Raw genomic sequence first — 24,067 nt, forward strand, 5'->3', positions numbered from 1 at the left:
TCAGGAGCAAGTCATGAAGATCGCCATCATCACCGATATCCATCACGGGCCTCAGTCCCACACCAAAGAAGCAGGTTGGAATGGTTTGCCGGTGCTACAGCAATTCATCGACAAGGCGACCGCGGAAAATGTCGATCTGGTGCTGGATCTGGGCGACCATATCTCTGATACGACCCATGCTGACGATTATCGTGTGGCCTCTGAAGTGGCCGAAATCTTCAAGACATTTCCTGGTAAACGGGTGCATGTGCTTGGCAATCACGATGTCGCTAACTTGAGCGTTGCCGACAATGAAGCGATATTTGAACAATCGATGGCGAGCAGCGTGACGGATCTGGGCGATGTGCGCCTGATCGGCTGGCAGCCGGACGTCAAGATCAGCATGGGTACCGGTTTCAACAAGGCGTCAACGCATCTTGACTGGCTGGTGGAGGCATTGAACGCCGACGAGCGCCCGGCGATCATTGCCACGCATGTGCCACTGTCGGGCCATTCTCAGATCGGCAACTATTATTTCCAACGTAATGCGCAATATTCGACGTATCCAGACCATGACATCGTGCGTGCTGCTGTGGAGGCAACCGGAAAGGCTGCGCTCTGGCTCTCGGGCCATGTGCACTGGAATACCGTCACCAATGTCGGCAACGTTCAGCATGTTACCATCCAATCACTCAGTGAACGCTTCACCACCATGCCGTTGACGGCTGCGGCCTATGCCGATCTCGAAGTTACCGGCAATCAATTCACGATAGACGTGCATGGCAATGATCCGTTCCACGTCCGTCTGCCATTCCGCAAGTCTGGTGATTGCCCTTGGGTCACGCCGATGCAGCCGTTTGCAGACCGTGTCGTCGAGATGGAGCGCCAACGTGCTTGATTTTCTGGCCCGCCGGATTCTCGGCGCACTTGCAACGCTCTGCTTTGTCATAACGGCGGTGTTTTTTGCGACGCGCCTTTCCGGTAACGCCATGGATTATTTGTTACCTCCCGGCACTGATGCGCAGACGAACGCCGCAATGGTCCAGCAGTTTGGGCTGGATCAACCGCTCTGGGTGCAGTTTTTCCGCTTCGTCGGCGGATTGCTGCACGGCGACATGGGGTTGAGCTTTTATGAGCGCCGCCCGGTTGTCGATATCTACGCCGAACGGCTTCCCAATACGCTCCAACTGTTTGCCTATGCGCTGTTGATCTCCGTCATCGCTGGCGTGCCTCTGGGCATAGTAGCCGCCCTAAAGCGCGGCACGGCCATGGGTTCAGCAATCATGGCGCTGGCATTCATTGGCTACGCCACGCCGAATTTTGTGCTTGCCATCATTATGATCCTGGTTTTTTCGCTCAAGCTTCACTGGCTGCCGAGTTCCGGCTCCATGACGGGGCTGCATTTCCTGATGCCAGCCCTCGTGCTGTCGGCGCTGATGCTGGCGGAAATCATCCGTTTTACCCGCAACGCCATGCTTGATGTGCTTGGTCAGGATTATATCCGCACCGCACGCGCCAAGGGCATGCCGAAATTTCTGGTGGTTGGAAAACACGCACTACGCAATGCTGCCATTCCGGTCGTCACTGTCATCGGGTTACAGGTGGCTGGCATGGTCGGGCGCTGTGTCGTCATTGAGGCGGTGTTTGCCACCAAGGGTATCGGTGATCTCGTGGTGTTTGCTGCCATCGGCCGTGATTATCCCGTTCTGCAATTCGGCGTCATCCTCATCGCCACTCTGGTCGTCGTCACCTCCGTGTTGATCGACCTGCTCTATGCCCTTATCGATCCCCGCGTGAAGGTGACTGCATCATGAGCCAAATCGCCCCTTCGCTAAAAGCCACGGGCCTTTCAGCGCCGAGTGTCTCGGTTGAACGCCGCCGTCAGCCAAGGGGGCTGGCAAAATTGTGGAGCAAGGCACCCTGGACCACGCGTCTTTACATTTTGGTCTTTGCGTTGGTACTTCTCGCGGCGATTTTCGGCCCGATGTTTGCACCGTTCGATCCTAACGCTCAAACACTTTTGGCGCGCCTGCGGCCGCCATTTGGTTTTGACAAGGCCATGACGATTCATCCCCTCGACACCGACCAACTGGGCCGCGATATGCTGTCGCGAACGCTTCACGGTCTGCGGCTGACATTGCTGATCGCGCTAATTGGTAGCGTCATCAGCCTGATCGTAGGTGTGGTCTGCGGCACCATCGCTGGCTATGTCCGAGGTCGCACCGGGGCGCTTGTCATGGCAGTTGTCGATGTCCAGATGGCAGTTCCTTTTACGCTGATTGCGCTTCTGGCAGTGGCGATTTTTGGTACCGCACTGCCGGTGTTGGTGTGTGTCATCGGCCTATCTGGCTGGGAGGTTTATGCGCGGATTGTTCGGGCACAAGTATTGACCGTGTCGCGCCAGCCTTTCGTTGAGGCATCAAAAGCCGCCGGTGCTTCGCATCTGCGTATCCTGTTCCATCATGTGTTGCCAAACGTCACGTCGCCGATAATCGTCGTCTGGACCATGACCTTCTCATCTTTGATCCTGCTGGAATCCTCATTGTCTTTTCTAGGCCTCGGTGTCCAGCCGCCCACCGCAACACTTGGCTCAATGGTTGGCCTCGGTCGCGACTATCTCGCTTCTACGCCTTGGATCGCCGTTGTTCCGGCGCTCGTCATCATGTTCGTCTCGCTGCTGGTGCTTTTAATCGGTGACTGGTTGCGCGACACGCTCGACGTCAAACTGAAATAGGCATTCCAGCCTGCTTGGCTGGTTCTCTTACAGATTTACCCCATCCTGCCGCGCCAAAAATCTGCACGGACGGCAGAGCTTTATTCGCAAAAAGGAAATGCGTCATGACATCAAAGTCGTTTCTTCTCGTTCTTTCCGCCGCACTGCTGTCGACATCTGCGATGTCAGCGGAGTTGCGTGTGGCCACGCAGAACCTGCCGCCTTACCTTGATCCCGGCAAGGACTTTGGCAACAACGGTTCGCAAATTTATTATAACGCCTTCGATCCGCTGATCGAAAAGGACTACTCCAAGCCGGAAGCCAGCTTCAAGCCAGGCCTTGCCACCAAATGGCAGCGCGTATCGCCTAGTGTGTTCGAGGTTACCATCCGCACGGACGTCAAGTTTCAAAACGGCGACCCGATGACCGTCGAGGACGTGGTGTTCAGTTTCGAACGTATCCTGAAGGACATGACACCAGAATTCGCCGGCATTCACAAACAGTTCTTTGCCAATTTCACCAAGGTTGAGGCCGTTGACGCTCAGACGGTGCGGTTTACAACGGCTAAACCAGAGCCGCTGTTTGAAACCTTGCTCAACACGTCGGAAGGCTCGATTGTCCCGAAGAACTACATTATGGGCCTTTCTGGTGATCCGAAGGCCATCGAGAAGTCTGACTTTGACGCGTTCGGCCTGAAGCCTATCGGCACCGGTCCTTACCAGATTACTGCCTATCAGCCGGGAGAGACCCTGACATACAAAAGGTTCGATGGCTTCTTTGGCGAAAAAGCTCCCTATGAGACGGTCGTTCTCCGTCGCATTCCGGAGATGGCGACCCGCACAACGGCCCTTGCCAATGGCGAAGTCGACCTGATCACCAATGTCCCGCCGGACCAACTGGACGGGATTTCTTCCAACCCGGCGCTGAAAATTGAAGGTGCCGTGACGCCGCTGTTCCATGTTGTTATTTTCAATGCTCGCAACCCGAAGCTGGCTGACAAGCGCATCCGTCAGGCACTCAGCATGGCAGTCGACCGCGACCTGCTTAACGATGCCTTGTGGCAGGGCAAGGCGGTGGTGCCAAGCACGCACACCTATCCGCAATATGGCGACCTCTACATGCCGGAACTGAAAACTTTTGAATACAATCCAGAGAAGGCTAAGCAACTGCTGAAGGAAGCGGGATATGACGGATCGGCGATCCGTTATGATACTGACCCGGTTTATTACACCAACGGCTTGCTGGCTGCCGAAGCGATCAAGGAAATGTGGGCCGCAATAGGCGTGAAAATGGACCTTAACGTTAATCCGAAATGGACGGGCGCCGATGCCGATATGAACACGAGAAACTGGTCGAATCCGATGTATTTCGCTGACCCCGCTGGTTCGTTCGGCACGATGTGGGCGCCGAAGGGCGCGGGCACCGAAGCTTCTTGGGGCACGACACCTGCCTATGATGCAATGTGGGAGCGCTTCCGCTACTCGACCGACATCACGGAGCGCAAGAAGGCCTATGCCGAAATGATGGCCTATGTGAAGGAGGAAGCCCCAGTGCTGGTGCTGTATCGTCCTTACGAATCCTACGGCATGAGCAAGAAGATCGACTGGAAGCCGCTGCCGGGTCACATTCCCTACGTTCTCGATTTCCGCGCAGGCGCTATCAACGCTGCCACCAACTAACATGTTTGGATCGTCAGTCTGTCTTGGCTGGCGGTCCAATTTCTAAAAAAATCGGGGATTGATTTATGACCGCGACACCTTTGCTCGACGTCCAGAATTTGCGCATCCGTTTCGAAACCTCGAGCGGCAAGGTCGTTGCGGTTGACGATCTTTCCTTCTCTGTCCAGCCCGGCGAATGCCTAGCGATTGTCGGTGAATCTGGCTCGGGAAAATCAGTAACGGCCATGTCCATCCTTGGTCTCACCGCTTTCAACGGCGGTCATATCGATCATGGCATCCTTAACTTCCAACGCCGCAATGGAACTGTTGTTGATCTTGCGAAGTTGTCGGAGCCGGCGCTCGAACAAATCCGTGGCGACGAAATCGCCATGATTTTTCAGGAGCCAATGACCAGCCTCAATCCGGTTTTTACCGTTGGCGAGCAGATTGCCGAAGTCGTGCGGCAGCACCGTAAGGTTAGCGCCGAAGAAGCAGCGAAACGTGCGCTCGAACTGTTGCACCGTGTGCGTATCCCGGAAGCTGAAACTCGATATAGCCAATACCCGCATGAACTTTCGGGCGGCATGCGCCAACGTATCGTTATCGCCATGGCGCTCGCCTGCTCACCCCGTCTACTGATCGCAGACGAGCCGACAACTGCGCTCGATGTCACGGTTCAGGCGCAAATCCTCGATCTTTTGCAGGATCTGGCAAAGCAGTCTGATATGGCGCTGCTGTTCATCACGCATGACATGGGCGTCGTTGCCCAGATTGCCGACCGGGTGATCGTCATGCGCCATGGCCGCAAGGTCGAGGAAAATCGTACCGAGACGCTATTCTCCGAACCGGCCGAAACCTATACGCACCAACTTTTGAACGCCGTTCCAAAACTTGGCTCGATGGCCGCATTCTCCGGACCGCGCCAGTTCGGCGACGAAACGCCGGACAAGGCCGAAGCTCGGGAGGCGGCGAAGCCGCTGCTCACCGTCAAGAATCTCGTCACCCGCTTTCCCGTTCGTAAGGGCGCGCTGCAACGGCACGTCGCCAATGTGCATGCGGTGGAAGGTGTATCCTTCGAACTCGGGCAAGGCGAGACGCTGGCACTTGTCGGTGAATCCGGCTGCGGCAAGTCCACCACCGGGCGCTCGATCCTGCGCTTGGTGGAACCATCCTCCGGCGAGGTGGAGCTGTCCGGCGAAAACATTCTCGGCCTTGCCGGCGAAAAGCTGCGGGCGCGGCGGCGTGACATGCAGATCGTCTTCCAAGACCCCTACGCCGCCCTCGATCCGCGACTGACCGCCTTCAACCAGGTCGCCGAGCCGCTGGTGATCCACAAGGTTGACCATGGATCTGGCCTGCGCGACCGCGTCGTTTGGCTGATGGAGCAGGTCGGCCTGTCGGCAGATCACCTTGATCGCTATCCGCACGAATTTTCAGGTGGCCAGCGCCAGCGCCTGTGTATCGCCCGCGCACTCACTCTGTCTCCAAAAATCATTATCGCCGACGAGCCCGTCTCGGCGCTCGATGTATCTATCCAGGCGCAGGTCGTTAACCTGATGATTGAGCTGCAACAGGAGCTAGGCATCTCCTACTTGTTCATCAGCCACGACATAGCCGTGGTCGAGCGTATCAGCCATCGGGTCGCTGTCATGTGCATGGGGCGGATCGTCGAGATCGGCAATCGCGCCGAAATCTTCGGTAATCCGCAGCATTCCTATACGCGGGCGCTTCTGTCGGCCGTACCCAACCCGGATCCAGCCAAGCGCCGGACCGAAAATGTGCCTCTCAACATCCTGGCCTCACCGGTGCATGCGGTTGGGCATGTACCCGAAGTCGCCGTTTACCGGCAAGTTTCCACGCACCACCGCGTGCTAATGAATTGAGGCTATTGAGTGCCATGTGATCTGTTCCATCGGCGATGTTTAGCTGACAGCGGTTGTTGCGTAATCAAGACCGCAGGTGCGAAGCCTTGGATCCAAGTGGTTTTTAGTGACGAATTTGTGGGGGATTTTTCTGCTTTAGGGCTAGACGGCAGTAGGTTCTGATCCGCGAAATTGACAAAGTTGAAGAGCTGTCTGATAGAATACAGGTCTAATGAAAACCCAAGATTTCTCCACTAGACTCATGTTTTAATGCGCGGAACCACCAAGCACTTCGTGCCCGTCGTCACAAACTGCTTGGCCATATCCTCTTGATCTGTTGATTAACGCCGGTCGATGACAAGTAGTCGCCTTTTTGACCGGCCACATTGCAATCAGAAGTACCGAACGTCCTCGGCGTCTATGCTGAGTGGGTCCTTGCTGCGTTTTGAGAGCCATGAATAGACTGGCGGGACGCGATCCGCGATGGATTCGATGTGAATATCGATCAGGCATGGGCCGTCCTTGTGGGCGAAGGCTGCCTCCAGTGCCACATCGAGTTCACTCGAATTCGTTGCGGTCCAGGCTTTGAGGTCAAAGGCTTCGGCGATTGCCTGACCTTTGGGGGGCATGAAGTCCACACCGAAGCATTGGTTGTGGCCTTTCAGGCGATGAAGCCCCTTGATCCAGCCGAATGTGCCGTTGTTGAACAGCAGCAGAATGGCTGGCACTTGTAGGCGGACAAGCGTTTCCAGCTCACCGACGGTCATGCCGAAAGAGCCGTCGCCAAACATTCCAATAGGCCGATGGTCCTTGTTGGCGAACCATGCCCCGACCGTGGCGGGTAGTGCTGAACCCAGTCCGCCAAACGCACGGGGAATTGCAAAGCGTGTGTGCCGATCCCGAATTTTGAGAAAGCGCGTCATGTAGGGTGTCGGCGTTCCGGCATCCGAGTAGATATGGGCCGGTTTGCCGTAGGCTTCCAGCGCTTCATTGAAGCAACGGACGGCGCGCTCAGGTCGCAGCGGTGATGTTTCGGCGCTGAGAAGTGGCTCGGCATTTTCCCAAAAGTTTGCCCGCAGTTCATTGAGGTCATCAACCCAGCCCTGCGTCTTGGCGGGATCATGGTTGGCCGGTGCCATCTCGATCAGATGTTGCAGTATCAGCCTCGCGTCGCCCTGGACCGAGAGCATGTTTTCATAATTGTTGGCCATGGTTGTCGGATCAATATCGATCTGGGCAACCCGCTTGTTCAGAGTAATTTTAGGGAATGTCCAGCCAATCGTCACGACCGACCCCATCTTGGAGCCGACGAACAGAACAAAATCCGCGTGCTCCAAGGCCCAGTTCGCATGGGGGTGAAAGCCATTGTCGCCAATGACGCCGACAGCCAGGCGGTGATCGTCCGGCATGTTTCCCTGACCGGTCATGGTTGTGCAGACGGGAATGTTCAGTTTCTCCGCCAGCTCTGTCACTTCCGGGCCAGCACAAGACCGATTGACGCCGCCACCCGAGACGATCAGCGGCTTTTTGCTGCTGGTGAGGAGCGACATCAGCGTTTCCAGCTTTGCAGCAGGAGGTAGCGTTGGATAGGCTGGAAACTGCCTGCATTCCGTCTCGACATGCAGAGAAATACTACGGGGATCGACCTCCGCCAAAAGCATGTCTTCCGGAATTTGCAGATGCACGGCACCAGGCTTGCCGGAGCACGCCGTTCGGAATGCGCGACGGATGATTTCTGGCAGTTTTTCCGCGGACTTCACCTGCACCGACATCTTGGTGATCGGATCGAACAGGCGGGCGCAATCCAGTTCGGTCAGCATACCGCGGCCTTCTCCCGGAAGCGGTATATCGATCGTCAGGAGGATAACGGGGACAGATGAGGAGTTGGACTCTGCCACCGGTGGTAATGAATACATCGCTCCCGCTCCTGATGGGCACTCAAAGACACCCGGCTTGCTGGTAAACCGACCATAGGCATCCGCCATGTAACCTGCCGAGCGCTCATCTCGCGCCATAACATGGCGAATTTCATCTTCACGGTCTTGGAGGGCTTCGTATAAGGGGACGTTTGTGTCACCCGGCACCCCGAATATGACCTCGACACCATAGCCGATCAGCATGTCTACCACTATGTCCGCGCCGCGCATTGCAGATTCTCCTTGAGGGTAAGCTGTCCTCAGGCCGCCGGTCATCTGGACCGACACCGTTGGACATGTTTCGAATTGGGGCAGCGGGTGTCGGAGCATTCTTATGTGCCCGACACCTCTTGTGTTTAGGGTTGGTCTTTGCCGAGCCTGAATCTCCTTGGCGAGTAAGGTCGGATATCGTGCGTTTGGCCGGTGCCCATGATCTCTTTGGCGACGATCGTGCCGGTTACCGGACCGGAGGCGAAGCCGACATGCCCGTGGCCAAATGCGTATAAGACATTTGCTGAGCGGGTTGATCTGCCGATGACGGGCAGGCCATCTGGCGTTGAGGGGCGATGGCCCATCCAGCGGTCGATCTTGATGTCCTGCATCGCGGCGACCGCGGGATATGTTTTTCGGGCGTGTTCGAGAAGAATCTCGAGTCGGCGCCAATTTGGCGGGGTGTCGATTGAGGCAAGCTCGACCTGACCGGACATGCGAAGACCGTGCGCTGTCGGGGTGTTGGCCATCTTTCCGTCACTTGGCATGATCGGGTGCCGAGGTCCTCCAGTTTCCAGATGTAAGACGCCGTGATATCCCCGCTCGCTTTCAAGCGGTATCCGGTCTCCCGCAGAATTCGCCAGTGCCTTGGACCACGCGCCCGCCGCAAGAACCGCATTGTCGCATGCAACAAATCCCTGATCCGTCTCTACACCGGTCAAGCGGTCGCCCTCGAATGCAAACGCAAGCGCCTTGGCCCGAAACGAATTTGCCCCGCCGTTACAAGCGACTTCAGCGATCTTTGCAACATACGCGCCGGGATCTGTGCAATGAGCGCCATCTTCGGCAAGGATCGCAAAGGAATAACGCGCGTCTAGGCTTGGCTCGCGTTGTGCAAGCGCCGCTCTGTCAAGCTCACGCCAGCGAAGACCGATCATGCGGCGCAAATGCCAGGCAACAGCCTCCTTTTCGAAAGCTTGCCGGTCTGGATAGGCGTAGAGCAGGCCGTCCTGATGGATGAGCTCGGGCAGACCAACCTCTTCACTCAGAATCTGATGACGTTGCGGGCTGTCATGTAACAGCTGGCTCAAGGCATACGCTGTTTTCTCCACACGCCGAACCGATGATCCCGCCCATAGAAAGCGCAGCAGCCATGGCGTTAGCTTTGGAAGATGTCGCCACCTTATGACCAGAGGGCCTTCCGGGTTTAGCAGATAGCCGGGAAGCTGCTTCCAGAGGCCGGGCATGGACATCGGGACAACCGAGCCGGGGCTGATCCAGCAGCCATGGCCATAGCTTGCAGCCTGGCGACCGCCGGGTTCGCCCGGATCGATGATCGTGACCTTTTGCCCTGCGCGAACAAGTTCGAGCGCAGTGCAAACACCAACAATCCCTGCTCCTATGACGACGGTGTGCTTTTTTTCCACACTGGACATCGCTGCTTTCCTAAATTTTGCAATAGTCGCTGTCTGCGTCCATGGCGGAGCCGTGATCGCTGGACGATTTTTCGATCTGTGTCTTCGCTTGTCAGTGCTCGGAGAGTATCCGCGCATTCGATCTCAAGGAGTGGTCGGAAACCTTGATACCGAGGCCGGGTCCATCAGGCACGACGACTTCGCCACCGCGGTTTTCGATCTTTTCTTCAAGAACGTCTTCGGTAAGCACATGGTGGGGCATGTAGAATTCGCACCCGAGTGAAATTCCCGGCGTCGCTGCGATGAACTGCGTGCCTGCCGCCAGCGCAACCCCGCCTTCCCAAAGCGTTCCACCATATCCCGGCAGATGCGCGACATCGGCGATTGCCATCAACGCCTGGGCGTCGAGCAGTCCGCCGGTTTTCATCAGTTTCACGGAAATCGCCTTTGCGGCCTGGAGCCTGATGATGTCCATCAGGTCGCGGGCATCAAAGCAACTTTCGTCCGCTAGAATGGGGGTGTCGAGTGCTGCGGTCAGTGACGCCATCGAGGCCAGGCAATCGCGCGGAACCGGTTGTTCGATAAATGTTGGCTTGAACTGATCGACATCACGCAAGGTCGCTATGGCACCAAAAGGCTGAAGTGCCTGATTGTAGTCGATACGCAGGTCGATCTGGTCACCGAAGGCGTTGCACATCGCCTCGAGATGAGCGACGTCTTCCTGATGAGATTTGACGCCTGTTTTTACCTTGAAGATACGATTGCCCTGCGGAACCATTTGTTCCATGCGGCGCATATCGGCCTCGAAATCGGGATCGGCAATCGAAAAGGAGAGGGGGATCGTGTCCCGCACTCTGCCGCCCAGAAGGTCTGCAATCGACAGGCCTGAAGACTTGCCGAGAATATCGAACATGGCGGTTTCGATGGCAAGTTTCGCCTCGCCGTGTCCGACCAGAACCTTTTTCATCTTGAGTGTCAGTTCGCGAATGCGATCGATCCGCGCACCGATAACGAGAGGGCGCAGATATATATCGATTGCCGCAAATGCTGCTTCAGCCGTGCCGGTGAAGACCTCCCATGGTGCCGCTTCACCCCAGCCGATAATACCGGAAGACGACGTAAGCTCGACCAAAACGCGCTTTACGGTTCCCTTGACGTTGCCAACACCCTGTTGCCGCGCCATCTTGATGGGGCTTTCAATGAGAAAGACTCGGATATTGCTGATCGTTTCCATGACGTTGGGGCCTTTTGAATGTTGATAATCAACGGGTGGAAGCACCCTTGTGGAAGTGGCTGAGGAAGGTCCTCGTCGCCTCCATTCTGGGTGTGTCGATGACCTCGCTTGCGGTGCCTTCTTCAACGACATACCCGTCACGCATAAACACCACGCGATCTGCGACATCCCGTGCGAAGGCAATTTCATGGGTGACGATTACCATCGTCATGCCGTCTGCGGCGAGCTTCTGGATGATCTGAAGCACCTCACCGACAAGCTCGGGATCGAGCGCGGATGTTGCCTCATCGAACAGCATGACCTCCGGCTCCATCGCCAGGGCGCGGGCAATTGCGACCCGTTGTTTCTGCCCGCCCGATAGCGTCTGCGGCATCTGCTGCGCGCGGTCGGCAAGGCCAACCTTTTCGAGTTGCGACATTGCAAAATCTGTCGCCGTCTTCTTGTCTAGTCCCCTGACGTGAATGGGTGCTTCCACGACGTTTTCGAGAACCGACATGTGAGGGAAGAGGTTGAAATTCTGAAACACCATGCCTGTGCGGGAACGGAATGCTGCAAGCGACTTGGTCTTGGGTTGCTGGACGGACTTTCCGAACTCGAACATGGTTTCGCCAACACGGATGCGGCCATCGTCCGGGACGACGAGAAGGTTTATGCAGCGCAACAGGGTGGACTTGCCAGAACCAGAAGGTCCGAGCAGTGCAACGACACCGCCATGCTCTACTTTAAGGTCGATATCCTTGAGAACGTCCAGCGGGCCAAAAGATTTCCGAAGCCCGGAAACCTCGATCATCGGTGTGGTTGGGATCATCTTGCCTCTCCCAGCTTGCGTTCGCGATGGCGGACATACAGCGTCAGCGGGAAGAGGATGACGAAGTACATCACGGCGACCGCTGTGTAGGTTTCCAGAGGTCGAAAGCTGTCATGGGCTGCCATCTGTCCCTGATAGACGAGATCTGGAACCGCGAGGACGGAAACAAGCGAGGTGTTCTTGAACATCAGGATGGACTGGTTCATCAGCGCTGGCAGCATGCGATGCAGCGCTTGCGGCAGAATGATGCGGCGCATGGCGAGAGACGGCGTCATCCCAAGAGCTGAGGCTGCTTCTGACTGTCCCATGTCGATAGAGACGATACCGCCACGGATGATCTCAGCAAAAAAGGCGCCGCCGTAGCAGGACAGTGCAAGCAGCGAGGCAGTCATCGGCGTCATGTCGATACCAGCCACCATGGGCAGCGCGTAATAACACCAGATCAACTGCACCAGCACTGGCGTGCACCGGAATATTTCGATGAAAGCGAGAGACAAAGCCCTCAATATCTTGAAGCGTGATAGCAGACAAATCGCAGCGGTCAGACCGATCGTCAGGCCACAGATGATTGTCGCGGCCGTAAAGCCGACCGTGATGCCAAGGCCCTGCAAAAGCAGCCACCGGTATCCCCAAAGGATGGAGAAGTCCCATTCATACATTGTCTCGATATCCAGTTGTCAAATGAGGGGAGGCGGGAAAAATCCCGCCCAATCTGCAACTTAGATTTCGAAGCCCGGTGGGAAGTCGCTCTCCTTGACGCCAACAAGGCCCATGTTGCGGATGATCGCGTCCTTCACGAAACCGCTGTCACGCTGGCTGGTAATCCACGTGTCGGCATATTCCCGCCAGGACTGATCCTCTTCTCGTCGGAAACCGGCGTTGGATGTGGTGAAGTCGGGAGGGGTCGGCATCACCAATTTGCCAATCGACGGATTTTTCGCCCGCAGAGTGAGTGCCAGAACCATGACGAGGCACTGGGCGTCCGCACGACCGGATTGCAGGGCCGCGGTTGCGTCGCTTGCGGTTTTAAGACGTGCGACCTGTGCTTGCGGCGCATGGCGGGACATTGCGGCGTCATGGGATGAGCCGGCATCGACGGCGATCCGCAGATCAGGCTTGTTGAAGTCTTCCCACGCAGCTCCGACCACATCCTTGTGGACGATCATCGTGAAGGCGTTCTTGAAAACCGGTCCGGAGAAATCGATGACCTTCTTACGCTCGGGTGTTGGGTTGAGGCCGAAGAAAACATCGATCTTGTCTGCCTGAAGATCAAGAACCGAATTGCCCCAAGTCGTTTCCAGAATGGAAAGTTTTACACCAAGATCGTCAGCGAGCTTCTGGCAGATATCGATGTAGAAACCTCGCCAGGATCCATCCATCAAACTCTTTTGATAATAAGGCGCCCCATCGGCCACGCCGCCGATTCTCAATGTGCCAGTGGCTTTGATACGCTCCAGAGAACTGGCTGCGAACAGCGGCCTGCTCATGCCCACGGTTGCCGCAACAGCGCCAAGGCCCAGAACTTTTGTAAATTCACGTCTCTTCATGTCGTTCCCCTTTATTTGGACGCGATAAAAGCCGATTAACTTTCATCATTCTCGCATCATGCGGCGCTCCCATTGAGCTTTTAAGCCTCACCCTCCAGGTCATCCCGGTTATGTTGTGCAGCCCTCTAGCCTTGCCGTGCCGCAATTGTTGAACCAGTCGCGCTCGAAATAAAAACATTGAAAAATATTTCTTCCATGACTTTTATTCATGATCAGTAGCGAGGTCTTCATGAGACGATATCTTCCATCTCTTTCCGCTCTTCACGCTTTCGAGGCGGCGGCGCGTTATATGAGCTTTACCAAGGCCGCCGATGACCTCGGCCTCACGCAAAGCGGCATCAGCCGCCAGATCAAGAATCTTGAGGACTTTCTGGGCGTTACGCTGTTTCATCGCTCCGGTCCCCGGCTGGTTCTGACCGAGATTGGCGCCAACTACTATCGGGATGTTGCCTTGACGCTCGATAAGCTTCAGGAAATTTCGATCGATGCCGTCAGAGGCCGCGCCGTTGATAGCTCGCTGATGATCGGGGCGCACCCGACATTTGCCGCGCGATGGCTGCCACAAAGGCTTGCGTCATTCATGAAACCCAATCCGGATGTGCCGCTTGAAGTGATGCCAGCGACACCGACGACTGATTTCGAGACAACCCGGCTCGATATTGCTGTCTTAAGAGGTGCTGGCACCTGGCTGCATGCCCGTTCGATCGAACTGTTCCCGGAAACACTGGCTGTGGTCGCTTCGCCTGACCTCATTCCGCTCGGCCAAAAGCTTGAACCCCTAGACTTTTCCCGCTTCCCGATGCTGCAAAACTCCAATCGGCCAAGCTTGTGGCTGAACTGGCTTCGTCTCGCTGGTCTTTCCTATAATGGCAGAATTCACGGCGCACGGTTCTCGCATCACGAAATGATCATCAATGCGGCAATCCATGGCATCGGTATCGCCGTGATACCGACATTCTACATCGAGCACGAACTGAACACCGGCCAGCTTCATATGCCATTTGGGGACCCTATACGATCGGACGACTCATACTTTGCGGTCTACCCGGAGCGAAAGTCTCACAATCCCAATATCGTTCTGTTCCGTGACTGGCTGATACGAGAAAGCAGAAAACCCGTCTAAACGTAGGAAACAATCACCCCAAATGTGACTGGGTCTCGATCAAGTCTCTCTGTGTGAGGCCGCTTCGGCAATAATCCACCGTCGCCTTATCCTGTTTATGCCTTACATCGTCTGCCTTCTTCGAGATGTTGGGCGGTCGGAAAAGCGTCTGCGATGTCGGCGAGCGTTACTCCCGCAAACCTTTCCATGAGGCGTTTTTCTGCGTCCGCAAAGACATCCTTTAACGTTGCGTTCACCGCTTTTTCGATAGGGCACCCTGGCATGTCGTAGGCCGGACCGACAGCGAAGATGGATGGTTCGCCGACCGCTCGGTGAATGTCCAGGAGCGTGAGTTCGTTGAGAGATCGAGCAAGCGTCCATCCGCCACCATGACCCTTTACGGAATGGACGTAGCCTTGGTCTCGTAAACCGGCCATCGTTCGGCGGATCACGACCGGGTTCGCCTCAAGCATGGACGCGATCGTGTCCGAAGTTATCGCACCGTCGTGACGGCCCATGTGAATGAGGACGTGCAACATTCGTGATAGCCTGCTGTCTTGCCTCATATCGCCGATCCTTTTTTGCAAAGCGCGGACTCAAGCATACCAGACACACTATCTCGTCACAACAAAAGTATCGTGAGTGTTGACTTGTTGATATCAAGATACTTATGATGTGGCGAGAAACGGAGTGGTCACGTATGGACAATGATATTTATGACGTCATTATTATCGGCGGCAGCTACGCGGGTCTTTCTGCCGCAATGCAGCTTGCTCGCGCCCGGTGCAAGGTGCTCATCATTGACGAAGGGCTGAGACGTAATCGATTCGCCAGCCATTCGCACGGGTTCGTGACGCAGGATGGTGTTGATCCGGCAGTCATCGCTGCCACTGCCCGTCAGCAAGTGTTGAATTACCCGACGGTCCAATGGATATCCGGTAGGGCAGACTCTGCTCGAAGAATTGAGAACTCGGGCTCCGCCGACCTCGCATTCGAAGTTGCGGTTGCTGGCACTCTGCACCTCTCGAGCCGACTGCTTCTTGCCACGGGCGTGAAGGACGTCCTGCCAGAAATTAAGGGACTTGCGGAGCGGTGGGGCAAAAGCGTGTTCCATTGCCCATACTGCCATGGATATGAGTTGAACCAAGGTCCGATCGGTGTCATCGCGGGATCGGAGCTTTCCATGCATCATGGATTGATGCTGCCTGATTGGGGCCCGACGACGCTTTTGATCAATGAGGCGTTCGAGCCGGATATAGAACAACTCGCCGCCCTTGACGCACGCAGGGTGATTGTTGAGCGTAGCCCTATCGGAGAGCTTACCGGTCATGCGGATATCAAACTTGTCGACGGGCGTACGCTTAGTTTCGCAGGGATATTTACCCTCGCGCCTTTTGAACTCACCAGCCCCATAGCAGAACAGCTCGGCCTGGAAATGGACCGGGGGCCACTCGGTGCAATCATCAAAACTGATCAGTTGAAGGAGACCAGCATGCCAGGTGTATTCGCCTGTGGGGATGTGGCTCGAATGATGGCATCTGTGGCGTTGGCCGTTGGAGACGGGAACCTCGCAGGGGCTGGGGTACATCGATCTTTGATGTTTGGAACTCACTGATCCTGCAAATATCAGTGAATCTGCGCAATGAGGGCTGGGTCGACGCGTAAGGATCGGCCCAGATCTGCGTATGGCGTGGGCTATCGCAAAACGACGTGAGGTGTTTGTATGCTTTGGAGTTCGAACGCGATGGCAAACAACTTCAGGTCCGCATGAACGGGCCGCTTAACATAAATGACGGCCTGATGTTGGAATCCATTGCTTTGGATGGACTGGCACTCGCCCACACATTCGAAAACCAGGGCGCTCAATACATTGCAGACGACCGACTGATCAGGGTTTTGGAAGATTGATGGGATCCATTTTCTGGCCATCGCCTGCGCTACCCCAGTAGGCGTCAGCATACGGCGGCTTTTGTGCTGCTTTTCGAAGCGTTGCGTGACAAGGACTAAATTATCTCAGGACTAACGCGCAGGTCACGATCCGATTCCCATCAATGCGTCGCTGCATATTTATGATGTCTTGAGCGCAGCGATCAGCGCCCTGAGGGCTGGTGGCGACTGTCTGCGACCGGGGTGATACAGATAAAATCCCGGATAGCTTGGACACCAATCCTTGAGAACTTGAACAAGGGAACCGGCCGCGATTTCGTCAGCGACGTCATGCTCCATCATATAGCCTAGCCCCGCGCCAGCACGAACGGCAGCCGCTGGCAGATCACCATCATTGGCGATCAGAGGTCCGCTGGTGCGGATATTGATCTCCTTACCGTCTTTCTCGAATTCCCAGGGCAACAATCCGCCTGACGTCGTTAGCCGGTAGCCGATACAGGCGTGGCGTTCGAGGTCATATGGGGTTAACGGAGGAGGGTAGCGGTCGAAGTAGGACGGCGTACCAACCACCACCGTTCTCATATCCGGACCGACTTTGATCGCGACCATGTCCTTGGCAACGGCTTCGCCCAGTCGAATACCGGCATCGAAACCCGCCGCAACGATATCCGTCAGGCCGTTGTCGATATTGACCTCAACCCGGACATCCGAATTAGCCAGCAAGAAGGCCGGCAGTTTCGGCAGAAGTACCATCCGCGCTGCATAGGCAAAAGTGGTGATCCTGACCGTGCCGGATGGGTTGTTGCGCCATTCAGCTAACGCTTCCAGCCCGCTCTCGATATTGGAAAACGCGGGATTGAGCGATTGCAGCAACCGCTCGCCCGGTTCGGTTGGCGCCACGCTGCGCGTTGTGCGCGATAAAAGTCGGACGCCCAGCCGTTCCTCCAGCCCGCGCATCGCATGGCTGAGCGCGGAGGGTGACATCCCGAGAATAGCGGCGGCACGGGTAAAGCTGCGCTCGCGCGCCACCGCCGCAAAGGCGAGCAGATCATTGAGTTGATTTCGCTCCATTCATGCACTGTGCTCACAAGTTCATGCAGCGATCAACGGCTAATCCTGAAAGACACCTGACGCTACATGTTCTTGTATCACAATGATGGAGAAGACCTATGGATCTCACCAGTTATCGCACGCTCGGTAAATCCGGCCTGATCGTCAGTCCGCTGGCGCTCGGCACCATGACCTTTGGCGCTGAACGTTGGGGTGCTGGCGACAAAACCGCGCGCGCACTATTCGATGCCTATGTCGAAGCCGGTGGCAATTTCATCGATACTGCGGATGTCTATTCCGCGGGCCATAGCGAGGAAATGCTTGGCACGTTCCTTTCCGACAGCGGAACACGCGATCGGCTGGTTGTAGCAACCAAATCCGGTTTTCCGCGCGGGCAGGGCACACCCTTGTGGGGCGGTAACGGTGCCAAGAACATCCGCATGGGCATTGAAGGATCGCTTAGACGGCTGAAAACAGATTACATCGACATGTACTGGATGCATGTTTGGGACCGAACAACGCCAGCCGACGAAGTTCTACAAACGCTGGCCGACGCAGTCCGGTCTGGCAAAATACTGCATTACGGGTTTTCCAACACCCCCGCCTGGTATGTAGCGAAGGTCGCGACGCTCGCCGAGGCGCATGGGCTGCCAAAGCCGATCGGCTTGCAATATGCGTACTCGCTGATCGACCGTGGAATCGAGTTGGATCTCATACCCGCCGGTGCCGAATTTGGTTTAGGCATGGTGCCGTGGAGCCCGCTTGCGGCTGGCCTGCTGACGGGGAAATATGGTCGCGATAAGATCAGCGACGCTGGCCGTGCCACTGGACTGCCAGACAAGGCCGGATCTGCGACCGAAAGCGAAAGCGACGGACGCCTTAATGGTGATAATCCGTTTGGCGGCATGTTGTTCACAGACCGCAACTTCGACGTCGTCGATGCCCTCAAGGCCGTGGCATCCGAGGTTGGCCGCTCGCCGGCGGAGGTTGCGCTGGCTTGGGTCACGAAACGCCCCGGCATTTCCTCGGTGCTGATCGGTGCAAGCAGGGTAGATCAACTCACCCAGAACATCGCCTCCCTTGATGTGATGCTGGAGGACGAACATCTGCAACGGCTGGAGCAGGCGACGGCGTTGCCGGTCCTGAATCCCTATTTTATCTTCCAGATGCCGACTGAAATGGTGTTCGGCGGGCAGCAGGTGCGGAGGTGGCACATAGACTAAGGCAGATCAAAGCCACGTGTACGCGTCCTGCACTTGATGGCGTCTGTGGTTTCCAGTGCGAAGACCGCGAGAGGGCGCTTCCCCGGTACCGTCTCTGACCGCCGACCGCTCACTCCTGAGCAGTTGGTCGGACGACGATGCTGCCGATTTCAACGTCGGCTGGTTGCTCGATTGCAAAGGCAATTGCGCGCGCGATCGACTTCGCAGGGATTGCGATCCTGTCAGACCATTCTCTTAGGCGTGTCTGCTCGGCCTCATCGGCCACGGTATCCAGGAATTCGGTCTGGATTGCGCCCGGCGAAATCTCAGTCACCCGAATGTTTGGCCCCGACTCCTGCCGCAGCGCCTCCATGAGTGTACGGACAGCATTCTTGCTTGCGGCATATACACCCATCTTGGGAACGATCCTCAGACCAGCGGTCGAAACAACGGTGATGACATGGCCGCTCTGTTGTCTCTCGAACACCGGAAGTGCGGCGGCAATTCCATAGAGAACGCCTTTGACGTTCACATCAATCATTTGATCCCATTCATCGACGCGCAAAGCATCGAAGCGCGACAGCGGACCAACACCCGCGTTGTTGACGATAACATCCATTTGGCCAAATTCGCTAACCGCGAGGTCGACAAGTGCGGTAAGATCGTCGCGCTTGGTGACATCCGTTTTGAGATAAGCGGCTTGGCCTCCCCTACTCTTTATTTCGGTAACAACCGCGGCGATGCGGTCTTCCCGTCGTGCGCCAAGCACGACCCGTGCTCCTAAGTCTGCCAGATGGATTGCCGTGGCCTTGCCCATTCCGCCGCCCGCCCCGGTGATTACAACAACCTTGTCCGTGATACTCATATCGATCTCCTTTTAGATAAATCTAGCCTTTGCGCGCTGGATGATCTATGTTTGAATGACCATGGTTTTATCGCATTCGTCCATAACGCCGTCAGACCCGCTCTCAGAAGTGCTCATCGTTCTCGGTGCACGCAGTGGTGGCCGGACCCGTCTCGAAGCTGCCGGGGAATGGGCTCTCTCTTTTCCGAAAAAGGAGAGGTTGAAGCTCGTCGCCCTGCTACGGGGCGAGTGTTGGATAATGGTGCCCGGTCAGGTTCCGCAGAGGCTGAGGAGCGGAGATGTCTTCCTTCTCGGCAGTTCGGCCCACTCCATAGCAAGCGACCCCAAGATCGAGCCAATCGACGGTGCGCCCCTGTACGCAGAGCCAGGCTGCACGGTTGTGCGACTTGGTGGGAACGACACGGTCCTGATGGGTGCGAGCATCACCTTTGCCGCCCCTGAGGCCAGCTTTGTGATTGATGCGCTTCCCGGATTTTTGCGGCTAGACAGGACCTCGGAGGCAGCCTCGGCCGTTTCGCGGACATTGGATCTTCTGGATGCGGAACTCGGCCGCGGCCATATCGGTGGAGCGCTTGTCACCACAAGACTTGCCGAGGTTTTGGTCGTCGAGGCGATCCGCGCTTATGTTGCCGAACAGGGCGCAGGGTGTGTCGGTTGGATTGGCGCACTCGCTGATCCGCACATCGGTGGGGCTCTTCGCCTTATGCATGGCGAAATACGTCATCCATGGACCGTCGCTTCGCTGGCCGCTCGTGTTGGTATGTCGCGCTCTGCCTTCTCAGCGCGCTTCGCGGAGCGTGTCGGACGACCGCCTCTCGACTACCTCACCCAGTGGCGGATGTTGCGGGCCCGGCAGCTTTTGAAGCAGCCAGGCGGCGACACTGCGAGAATTGCGCTCGACGTCGGGTATCTCTCGCAAAGTGCTTTTGGCCACGCGTTCAAACGGGCCTTTGGCTATTCTCCAAAGCAGGCGAGCCTCCACTGGATGCCTGAGCCTGCCGCGTCGGACCTGATCCGAACCTAGCGGCTTGTTGCACCTGACTGACGACTTTGAAGCCCCTGGATATTCTTTACGACAAGTGGGACGATGTAGTAGTGGCAACGCCAATCCATAGCTCCACCTATGAGCCGTGGCGCGAAACACCCACAGTCGATGAGGCTGTGCGCAATTCCGCTCCATCCTGGCCAGGCGGCTTCCCATACATTCGCCTGTACTCTCGACTGAACTGGGAGGGGCTATCATAGCCGACAGCGAAACCGACCTCGGCGACATCGACCCGTGTTGCCCGCAGACGTGCCCGTGCCGCTTGCAGGCGGAGTTGCTTCTGATATTGGATCGGAGTCATCGACGTGATCACGCGGAAGTGCCGGTGCAGCGATGTGGCGCTCATTCCGGCAATTTCAGCGAGCTCTTCGACCCGGATGGTTTCGGCGAGATGCTCTCGCAACCAGCGGACCGCCCTCCCGACTTGTGACATGCGACTATCTGCGAGTCCGATTTGGCGAACTATCGCGCCTTGGGGACCGTTGATCAATCGCCACAAAATCTCCCGCTCGAGAGAAGCAGCGAGAACGGGAATATCGGACGGACGATCCAGCAAGCTCAGCAGCCGAACGACCGAACTCACGAGATCGCTCGACAGATCACTGATAGCGATACCTGGTCGATCATCGCCAAATGTTCGCGGCGCACCTGATTCCAGCAGCAAGCTCGAGATTGCTTCAGGCCGGAGCTTTATGCCAAATCCGAGACACGGTTTGTCGGGGGTGGCCTCAACGACATAGGCATCAACCGGCAGATCGACTGACACGATCAGGAACTGGCCAGTGCGATACTCGAACGTCTGCTTTCCCACCTCGACGCGCTTGGCGCCTTGGGCAACAAGCGAAAACACGGGTTCCACGACAAGCTCGCAAGGCGGTGTCGGCCCATGTTCGAACCCAAACATAAGGCCGGGCATCCCGCGTATCGGCTTCGCATCCGAACTGGCATGTCGCTCTATGAGAGCCCGTAATTCATCAAGTGCAAGTATCGTCATAGCCTGTTATCGCAGGTTTACACATCGTTGTCACATGCCGATTTTCAATGAGGTTGGTGGGATTGTGCATCAATTTGGCAGGATCGATATACCGTTGCGGCTCTCGAATGTGGTCTAAGCTGACCTGTATTCGCGGAACATCCAGCGCAGCGCTCAGAGGGTTTCTCAGAAGAATTCCCGGGTTGGTCTACTCCATCTAGCAGGGTCGAACCCGACATCGAATAGGCTGCAAGCACCCGTGGTGCCTCAACTTGAGCAAGGAGCTTGGCATGAAGCATGAACTGACACGTCGAAACCTGATGACTGCCGCCGCGCTCGCGGGGGCATCGTCGCTGGTCGCCGCTCCATCTACCGGAGCAGCGTCGACACTGGCCAATGACAGAAAACAGGAGAAAATTGTGAAGATCGATTTAAGCTTCAACAGCGGCGGTGTCCGCCTCGCTGGCAATCTTTACATTCCCGACGGCCTTGCTGCGGGCAAGCATCCAGCGATTATCGTCGGCCACCCGGCAAGTGGCGTGAAGGAGCAGACGGCAGGTCTTTACGCCCAGCGCCTGGCGGAACAAGGGTTCATTACCTTTGCCTTCGACACTGCAACCCAAGGTGAAAGCGAAGGGCTGCCACGTGGTCTAGAAGATCCGGCACGCCGGGCCGAGGAATTCAAGGATGCCGTGTCCTTTCTCAGCGTGCGCGCCGATGTTGACCCCGAACGCATTGGCGTCCTCGGAATCTGTGCCTCTGGCGGATATGTCGTTCCGGCTGCCGTCAGTGACCAGCGCATAAAGGCAGTTGCTACAGTGAGCGGCGTCGATCTGGGCCGGTGGCATCGCTACGGCGCTGACGGTAAGCAAGACCCCGCAGTATTCCTTGGCCTGCTGGAAGCCGCTGCACAGGCTCGCGCCGCCGAAGCCCGCGGAGAGGGCGTCAAAACGTTTACAATCCTGCCGGACACCAGAGAGGAAGCGCGCGCCATCGATGCGATGACGCTGGATGGTTGGGATTATTATAAGGATCGTGGAAAGCACCCCCGGTCGGCGAAAGAATTTACCTGGAGCAGCATTGACCGCACAGCGGTGGTCGATGGTTTCCACTTCATCGATACCATCTCACCACGGCCGCTTCTGATGATCGTCGGCACGCAGGCGTCGAGCAAGTGGATGGGCGAGGAAGCTATCGAGCTCGCGCAGGAGCCGAAGGAACTGTTCTGGATCGAGGGCGCCACCCATGTCGATCTCTACGACAAGCCACAATATGTCACGCCGGCAGCCGCAAAGCTTACCGAGTTTTTCCGCGCCAATCTGAGTGCCTGATCAGTCAAACGCCTGCATATTGCGTACCCGCCTGAGGCCGCCGCTTGACGCGCCGCTTTGGCTTGATGGCGGCTTTCAAAGATAACCAAACTTGGAGAACAGAACCATGGCACTCGATAAGTACGTAACGCTTGGCCGCTCCGGCCTTCGGGTCAGTCCTCTATGCCTGGGCGCGATGACTTTCGGCGAGGATGCCGGCTGGGGTTCGAGCGTCGAGGAATCGCAGCAGATTCTTGACCGGTTTATCGATCTCGGTGGCAACTTCATCGACACAGCGAATGGTTACACGAAGGGCCATTCCGAGAAGATTATCGGTGACCATATCGGCCATGACCCGGCCAAGCGTGATCGCCTCGTCATCGCCACGAAGTTCAGCAGCAACCTCTACCCCGGTGATCCGAACGGCGGCGGATCCGGGCGTAAATCGATCGTTGCCGCTTGCGAGCAGTCTCTGCGACGCCTGCGGACAGACTATATCGACCTCTACTGGCTCCACAACTGGGATGTTCACACACCCATCGACGAAACACTTGCCGCGCTCGACGATCTCGTGCGCGCTGGCAAGGTGCGGTATATCGGCGTATCGGATACCCCGGCGTGGAAGGTCGCACAGGCCAACGTCATGGCGTACTTCCGCGGCTGGTCGGCGTTCATCGGGTTGCAGATCGAATATTCCCTGCTCGAGCGGTCCGTCGAGGCAGAGCTGGTGCCGATGGCGAGCGAACTCGGCCTTGGCATCACACCATGGTCCCCGCTCAAGGGCGGCGCGCTCAGCGGAAAATATACGCGAAACAATGACGGTCATCTAAAAGCCGATCGCGGCGCCCTCGTTTCATTGAGCGAAAAGACCTACGCGCTCGTTGACGAGTTGGAGGTTCTCGCCAAGGCGCACGACACGTCCGTCGCGGCAATCGCCCTAGCCTGGGTACAGAGGCAACCGGGTGTGACATCGACGATCATAGGCGCACGTCGGCTCACGCAACTGGAGGCCAATGTCAAGGCGCTCGACGTCAAGCTGACCGCAGACGATTTCGCACATCTCGACACGCTCACCAAGCCGGCGTTCGGCTTCCCGCAGAATATGCAGCCGCTCTTCGGCTCCATCCACCACGGTGGCACGAGTGTGAATGGTGTTGATGCACCGGTGTTGCCGTTTATTATGCAGGTCGGCGAGAAACCCTACTGAAGACTGACCGTTCTGTGCTCGAGACCAACAACGAGAGATGTTTTGGGGTGTGACGTAGATATGAAAAAACGCACCCTCGACAAA

The 24,067-nt window shown here is 56.7% G+C and carries 21 protein-coding genes; 11 read left to right on the plus strand and 10 right to left on the minus strand.

Annotation, left to right across the window (positions count from 1 at the left end; translation table 11 throughout):
- The first annotated feature begins 13 nt into the window (after window positions 1-13).
- The 5 genes from RMR16_RS19790 (at window position 14) to RMR16_RS19810 (ending at window position 6,233) form a co-directional block, all read left to right on the plus strand.
- The gene (locus tag RMR16_RS19790) at window positions 14-877 is read left to right on the plus strand and encodes a metallophosphoesterase family protein (RefSeq protein ID WP_320197331.1); all 864 of its coding nucleotides are present in this window, start codon (window positions 14-16) and stop codon (window positions 875-877) included.
- Entirely contained in the window at window positions 870-1,793 is a 924-nt protein-coding gene (locus tag RMR16_RS19795; RefSeq protein ID WP_320197332.1) for an ABC transporter permease, read from the plus strand. Before RMR16_RS19790 ends, RMR16_RS19795 begins: the two co-directional genes overlap by 8 nt.
- Window positions 1,790-2,713 (plus strand): ABC transporter permease, encoded by a 924-nt coding sequence (locus tag RMR16_RS19800; protein ID WP_320197333.1) that lies wholly within the window; start codon window positions 1,790-1,792, stop codon window positions 2,711-2,713. The genes RMR16_RS19795 and RMR16_RS19800 overlap by 4 nt, the downstream gene beginning before the upstream one ends.
- Before the next feature lie 104 nt (window positions 2,714-2,817).
- Window positions 2,818-4,371: an ABC transporter substrate-binding protein gene (locus tag RMR16_RS19805; protein WP_320197334.1), complete on the plus strand. Its 1,554-nt coding sequence runs from the start codon at window positions 2,818-2,820 to the stop codon at window positions 4,369-4,371.
- A 65-nt stretch (window positions 4,372-4,436) separates the two neighbouring features.
- On the plus strand, window positions 4,437-6,233 hold the full coding sequence (locus RMR16_RS19810) for an ABC transporter ATP-binding protein (protein WP_320197335.1): 1,797 nt from the start codon (window positions 4,437-4,439) through the stop codon (window positions 6,231-6,233).
- A 371-nt stretch (window positions 6,234-6,604) separates the two neighbouring features.
- Here RMR16_RS19810 and RMR16_RS19815 read toward each other — a convergent pair whose 3' ends face one another.
- The 6 genes from RMR16_RS19815 to RMR16_RS19840 form a co-directional block, all read right to left on the minus strand.
- Window positions 6,605-8,359 (minus strand): thiamine pyrophosphate-binding protein, encoded by a 1,755-nt coding sequence (locus tag RMR16_RS19815; protein ID WP_320197336.1) that lies wholly within the window; start codon window positions 8,357-8,359, stop codon window positions 6,605-6,607.
- A gap of 125 nt (window positions 8,360-8,484) precedes the next feature.
- On the minus strand, window positions 8,485-9,774 hold the full coding sequence (locus RMR16_RS19820) for an NAD(P)/FAD-dependent oxidoreductase (RefSeq protein ID WP_320197337.1): 1,290 nt from the start codon (window positions 9,772-9,774) through the stop codon (window positions 8,485-8,487).
- Between the two features lie 91 nt (window positions 9,775-9,865).
- Window positions 9,866-10,987 (minus strand): enolase C-terminal domain-like protein, encoded by a 1,122-nt coding sequence (locus RMR16_RS19825; protein ID WP_320197338.1) that lies wholly within the window; start codon window positions 10,985-10,987, stop codon window positions 9,866-9,868.
- A gap of 28 nt (window positions 10,988-11,015) precedes the next feature.
- Window positions 11,016-11,795 (minus strand): amino acid ABC transporter ATP-binding protein, encoded by a 780-nt coding sequence (locus RMR16_RS19830; RefSeq protein WP_320197339.1) that lies wholly within the window; start codon window positions 11,793-11,795, stop codon window positions 11,016-11,018.
- Window positions 11,792-12,454, minus strand: coding sequence for an amino acid ABC transporter permease (locus tag RMR16_RS19835; protein ID WP_320197340.1), 663 nt, complete (start codon window positions 12,452-12,454; stop codon window positions 11,792-11,794). Before RMR16_RS19835 ends, RMR16_RS19830 begins: the two co-directional genes overlap by 4 nt.
- 60 nt (window positions 12,455-12,514) lie before the next feature.
- A complete protein-coding gene (locus tag RMR16_RS19840) occupies window positions 12,515-13,342 on the minus strand; it encodes a transporter substrate-binding domain-containing protein (protein WP_320197341.1) in 828 nt (275 codons plus the stop codon).
- 229 nt (window positions 13,343-13,571) lie between these two features.
- Here RMR16_RS19840 and RMR16_RS19845 point away from each other — a divergent pair, with 229 nt between their 5' ends.
- Complete coding sequence (locus tag RMR16_RS19845; protein WP_320197342.1) at window positions 13,572-14,465, plus strand: LysR substrate-binding domain-containing protein; 894 nt, start codon at window positions 13,572-13,574, stop codon at window positions 14,463-14,465.
- Between the two features lie 95 nt (window positions 14,466-14,560).
- Here RMR16_RS19845 and RMR16_RS19850 read toward each other — a convergent pair whose 3' ends face one another.
- The gene (locus RMR16_RS19850; protein ID WP_320197343.1) at window positions 14,561-15,010 is read right to left on the minus strand and encodes an Rrf2 family transcriptional regulator; all 450 of its coding nucleotides are present in this window, start codon (window positions 15,008-15,010) and stop codon (window positions 14,561-14,563) included.
- A 134-nt stretch (window positions 15,011-15,144) separates the two neighbouring features.
- Here RMR16_RS19850 and RMR16_RS19855 point away from each other — a divergent pair, with 134 nt between their 5' ends.
- On the plus strand, window positions 15,145-16,059 hold the full coding sequence (locus RMR16_RS19855; RefSeq protein ID WP_320197344.1) for an NAD(P)/FAD-dependent oxidoreductase: 915 nt from the start codon (window positions 15,145-15,147) through the stop codon (window positions 16,057-16,059).
- 452 nt (window positions 16,060-16,511) lie between these two features.
- Here RMR16_RS19855 and RMR16_RS19860 read toward each other — a convergent pair whose 3' ends face one another.
- A complete protein-coding gene (locus RMR16_RS19860; RefSeq protein WP_320197345.1) occupies window positions 16,512-17,402 on the minus strand; it encodes a LysR family transcriptional regulator in 891 nt (296 codons plus the stop codon).
- Between the two features lie 98 nt (window positions 17,403-17,500).
- Here RMR16_RS19860 and RMR16_RS19865 point away from each other — a divergent pair, with 98 nt between their 5' ends.
- On the plus strand, window positions 17,501-18,604 hold the full coding sequence (locus RMR16_RS19865) for an aldo/keto reductase (RefSeq protein WP_320197346.1): 1,104 nt from the start codon (window positions 17,501-17,503) through the stop codon (window positions 18,602-18,604).
- Window positions 18,605-18,713: 109 nt separating this feature from the next.
- Here RMR16_RS19865 and RMR16_RS19870 read toward each other — a convergent pair whose 3' ends face one another.
- Complete coding sequence (locus tag RMR16_RS19870; protein ID WP_320197347.1) at window positions 18,714-19,448, minus strand: SDR family oxidoreductase; 735 nt, start codon at window positions 19,446-19,448, stop codon at window positions 18,714-18,716.
- 55 nt (window positions 19,449-19,503) lie between these two features.
- On the opposite strand from RMR16_RS19870, the gene RMR16_RS19875 reads away from it, so the two are divergent.
- The gene (locus RMR16_RS19875; RefSeq protein ID WP_320197348.1) at window positions 19,504-20,472 is read left to right on the plus strand and encodes an AraC family transcriptional regulator; all 969 of its coding nucleotides are present in this window, start codon (window positions 19,504-19,506) and stop codon (window positions 20,470-20,472) included.
- Window positions 20,473-20,569: 97 nt separating this feature from the next.
- Here the strand turns inward: RMR16_RS19875 and RMR16_RS19880 are convergent, their stop codons facing one another.
- Entirely contained in the window at window positions 20,570-21,487 is a 918-nt protein-coding gene (locus tag RMR16_RS19880) for an AraC family transcriptional regulator (protein WP_320197349.1), read from the minus strand.
- 269 nt (window positions 21,488-21,756) lie between these two features.
- Between RMR16_RS19880 and RMR16_RS19885 the strand changes: the two genes are divergently transcribed.
- Both RMR16_RS19885 and RMR16_RS19890 read left to right on the plus strand, forming a co-directional pair.
- Complete coding sequence (locus tag RMR16_RS19885) at window positions 21,757-22,797, plus strand: alpha/beta hydrolase (RefSeq protein WP_320197350.1); 1,041 nt, start codon at window positions 21,757-21,759, stop codon at window positions 22,795-22,797.
- A gap of 106 nt (window positions 22,798-22,903) precedes the next feature.
- Window positions 22,904-23,983 carry an aldo/keto reductase gene (locus RMR16_RS19890; RefSeq protein ID WP_320197351.1) on the plus strand — a complete coding sequence of 360 codons (1,080 nt, stop codon included), beginning with the start codon at window positions 22,904-22,906 and terminating at the stop codon, window positions 23,981-23,983.
- Window positions 23,984-24,067 lie beyond the last annotated feature (84 nt).

The organism is Agrobacterium sp. rho-13.3, assembly GCF_033957765.2.
Lineage (GTDB): Bacteria > Pseudomonadota > Alphaproteobacteria > Rhizobiales > Rhizobiaceae > Agrobacterium.

Bases quoted from the DNA above. Each gene is read 5' to 3' on its own strand.
- RMR16_RS19855 (WP_320197344.1), top strand. From the start codon at position 15,145: ATGGACAATGATATTTATGACGTCATTATTATCGGCGGCAGCTACGCG.
- RMR16_RS19890 (WP_320197351.1), top strand. From the start codon at position 22,904: ATGGCACTCGATAAGTACGTAACGCTTGGCCGCTCCGGCCTTCGGGTC.
- RMR16_RS19800 (WP_320197333.1), top strand. From the start codon at position 1,790: ATGAGCCAAATCGCCCCTTCGCTAAAAGCCACGGGCCTTTCAGCGCCG.
- RMR16_RS19825 (WP_320197338.1), bottom strand. From the start codon at position 10,987: ATGGAAACGATCAGCAATATCCGAGTCTTTCTCATTGAAAGCCCCATC.
- RMR16_RS19865 (WP_320197346.1), top strand. From the start codon at position 17,501: ATGGATCTCACCAGTTATCGCACGCTCGGTAAATCCGGCCTGATCGTC.
- RMR16_RS19810 (WP_320197335.1), top strand. From the start codon at position 4,437: ATGACCGCGACACCTTTGCTCGACGTCCAGAATTTGCGCATCCGTTTC.
- RMR16_RS19830 (WP_320197339.1), bottom strand. From the start codon at position 11,795: ATGATCCCAACCACACCGATGATCGAGGTTTCCGGGCTTCGGAAATCT.
- RMR16_RS19850 (WP_320197343.1), bottom strand. From the start codon at position 15,010: ATGAGGCAAGACAGCAGGCTATCACGAATGTTGCACGTCCTCATTCAC.
- RMR16_RS19820 (WP_320197337.1), bottom strand. From the start codon at position 9,774: ATGTCCAGTGTGGAAAAAAAGCACACCGTCGTCATAGGAGCAGGGATT.
- RMR16_RS19835 (WP_320197340.1), bottom strand. From the start codon at position 12,454: ATGTATGAATGGGACTTCTCCATCCTTTGGGGATACCGGTGGCTGCTT.
- RMR16_RS19875 (WP_320197348.1), top strand. From the start codon at position 19,504: ATGACCATGGTTTTATCGCATTCGTCCATAACGCCGTCAGACCCGCTC.
- RMR16_RS19790 (WP_320197331.1), top strand. From the start codon at position 14: ATGAAGATCGCCATCATCACCGATATCCATCACGGGCCTCAGTCCCAC.
- RMR16_RS19860 (WP_320197345.1), bottom strand. From the start codon at position 17,402: ATGGAGCGAAATCAACTCAATGATCTGCTCGCCTTTGCGGCGGTGGCG.
- RMR16_RS19840 (WP_320197341.1), bottom strand. From the start codon at position 13,342: ATGAAGAGACGTGAATTTACAAAAGTTCTGGGCCTTGGCGCTGTTGCG.
- RMR16_RS19880 (WP_320197349.1), bottom strand. From the start codon at position 21,487: ATGACGATACTTGCACTTGATGAATTACGGGCTCTCATAGAGCGACAT.
- RMR16_RS19805 (WP_320197334.1), top strand. From the start codon at position 2,818: ATGACATCAAAGTCGTTTCTTCTCGTTCTTTCCGCCGCACTGCTGTCG.
- RMR16_RS19885 (WP_320197350.1), top strand. From the start codon at position 21,757: ATGAAGCATGAACTGACACGTCGAAACCTGATGACTGCCGCCGCGCTC.
- RMR16_RS19870 (WP_320197347.1), bottom strand. From the start codon at position 19,448: ATGAGTATCACGGACAAGGTTGTTGTAATCACCGGGGCGGGCGGCGGA.
- RMR16_RS19845 (WP_320197342.1), top strand. From the start codon at position 13,572: ATGAGACGATATCTTCCATCTCTTTCCGCTCTTCACGCTTTCGAGGCG.
- RMR16_RS19815 (WP_320197336.1), bottom strand. From the start codon at position 8,359: ATGCGCGGCGCGGACATAGTGGTAGACATGCTGATCGGCTATGGTGTC.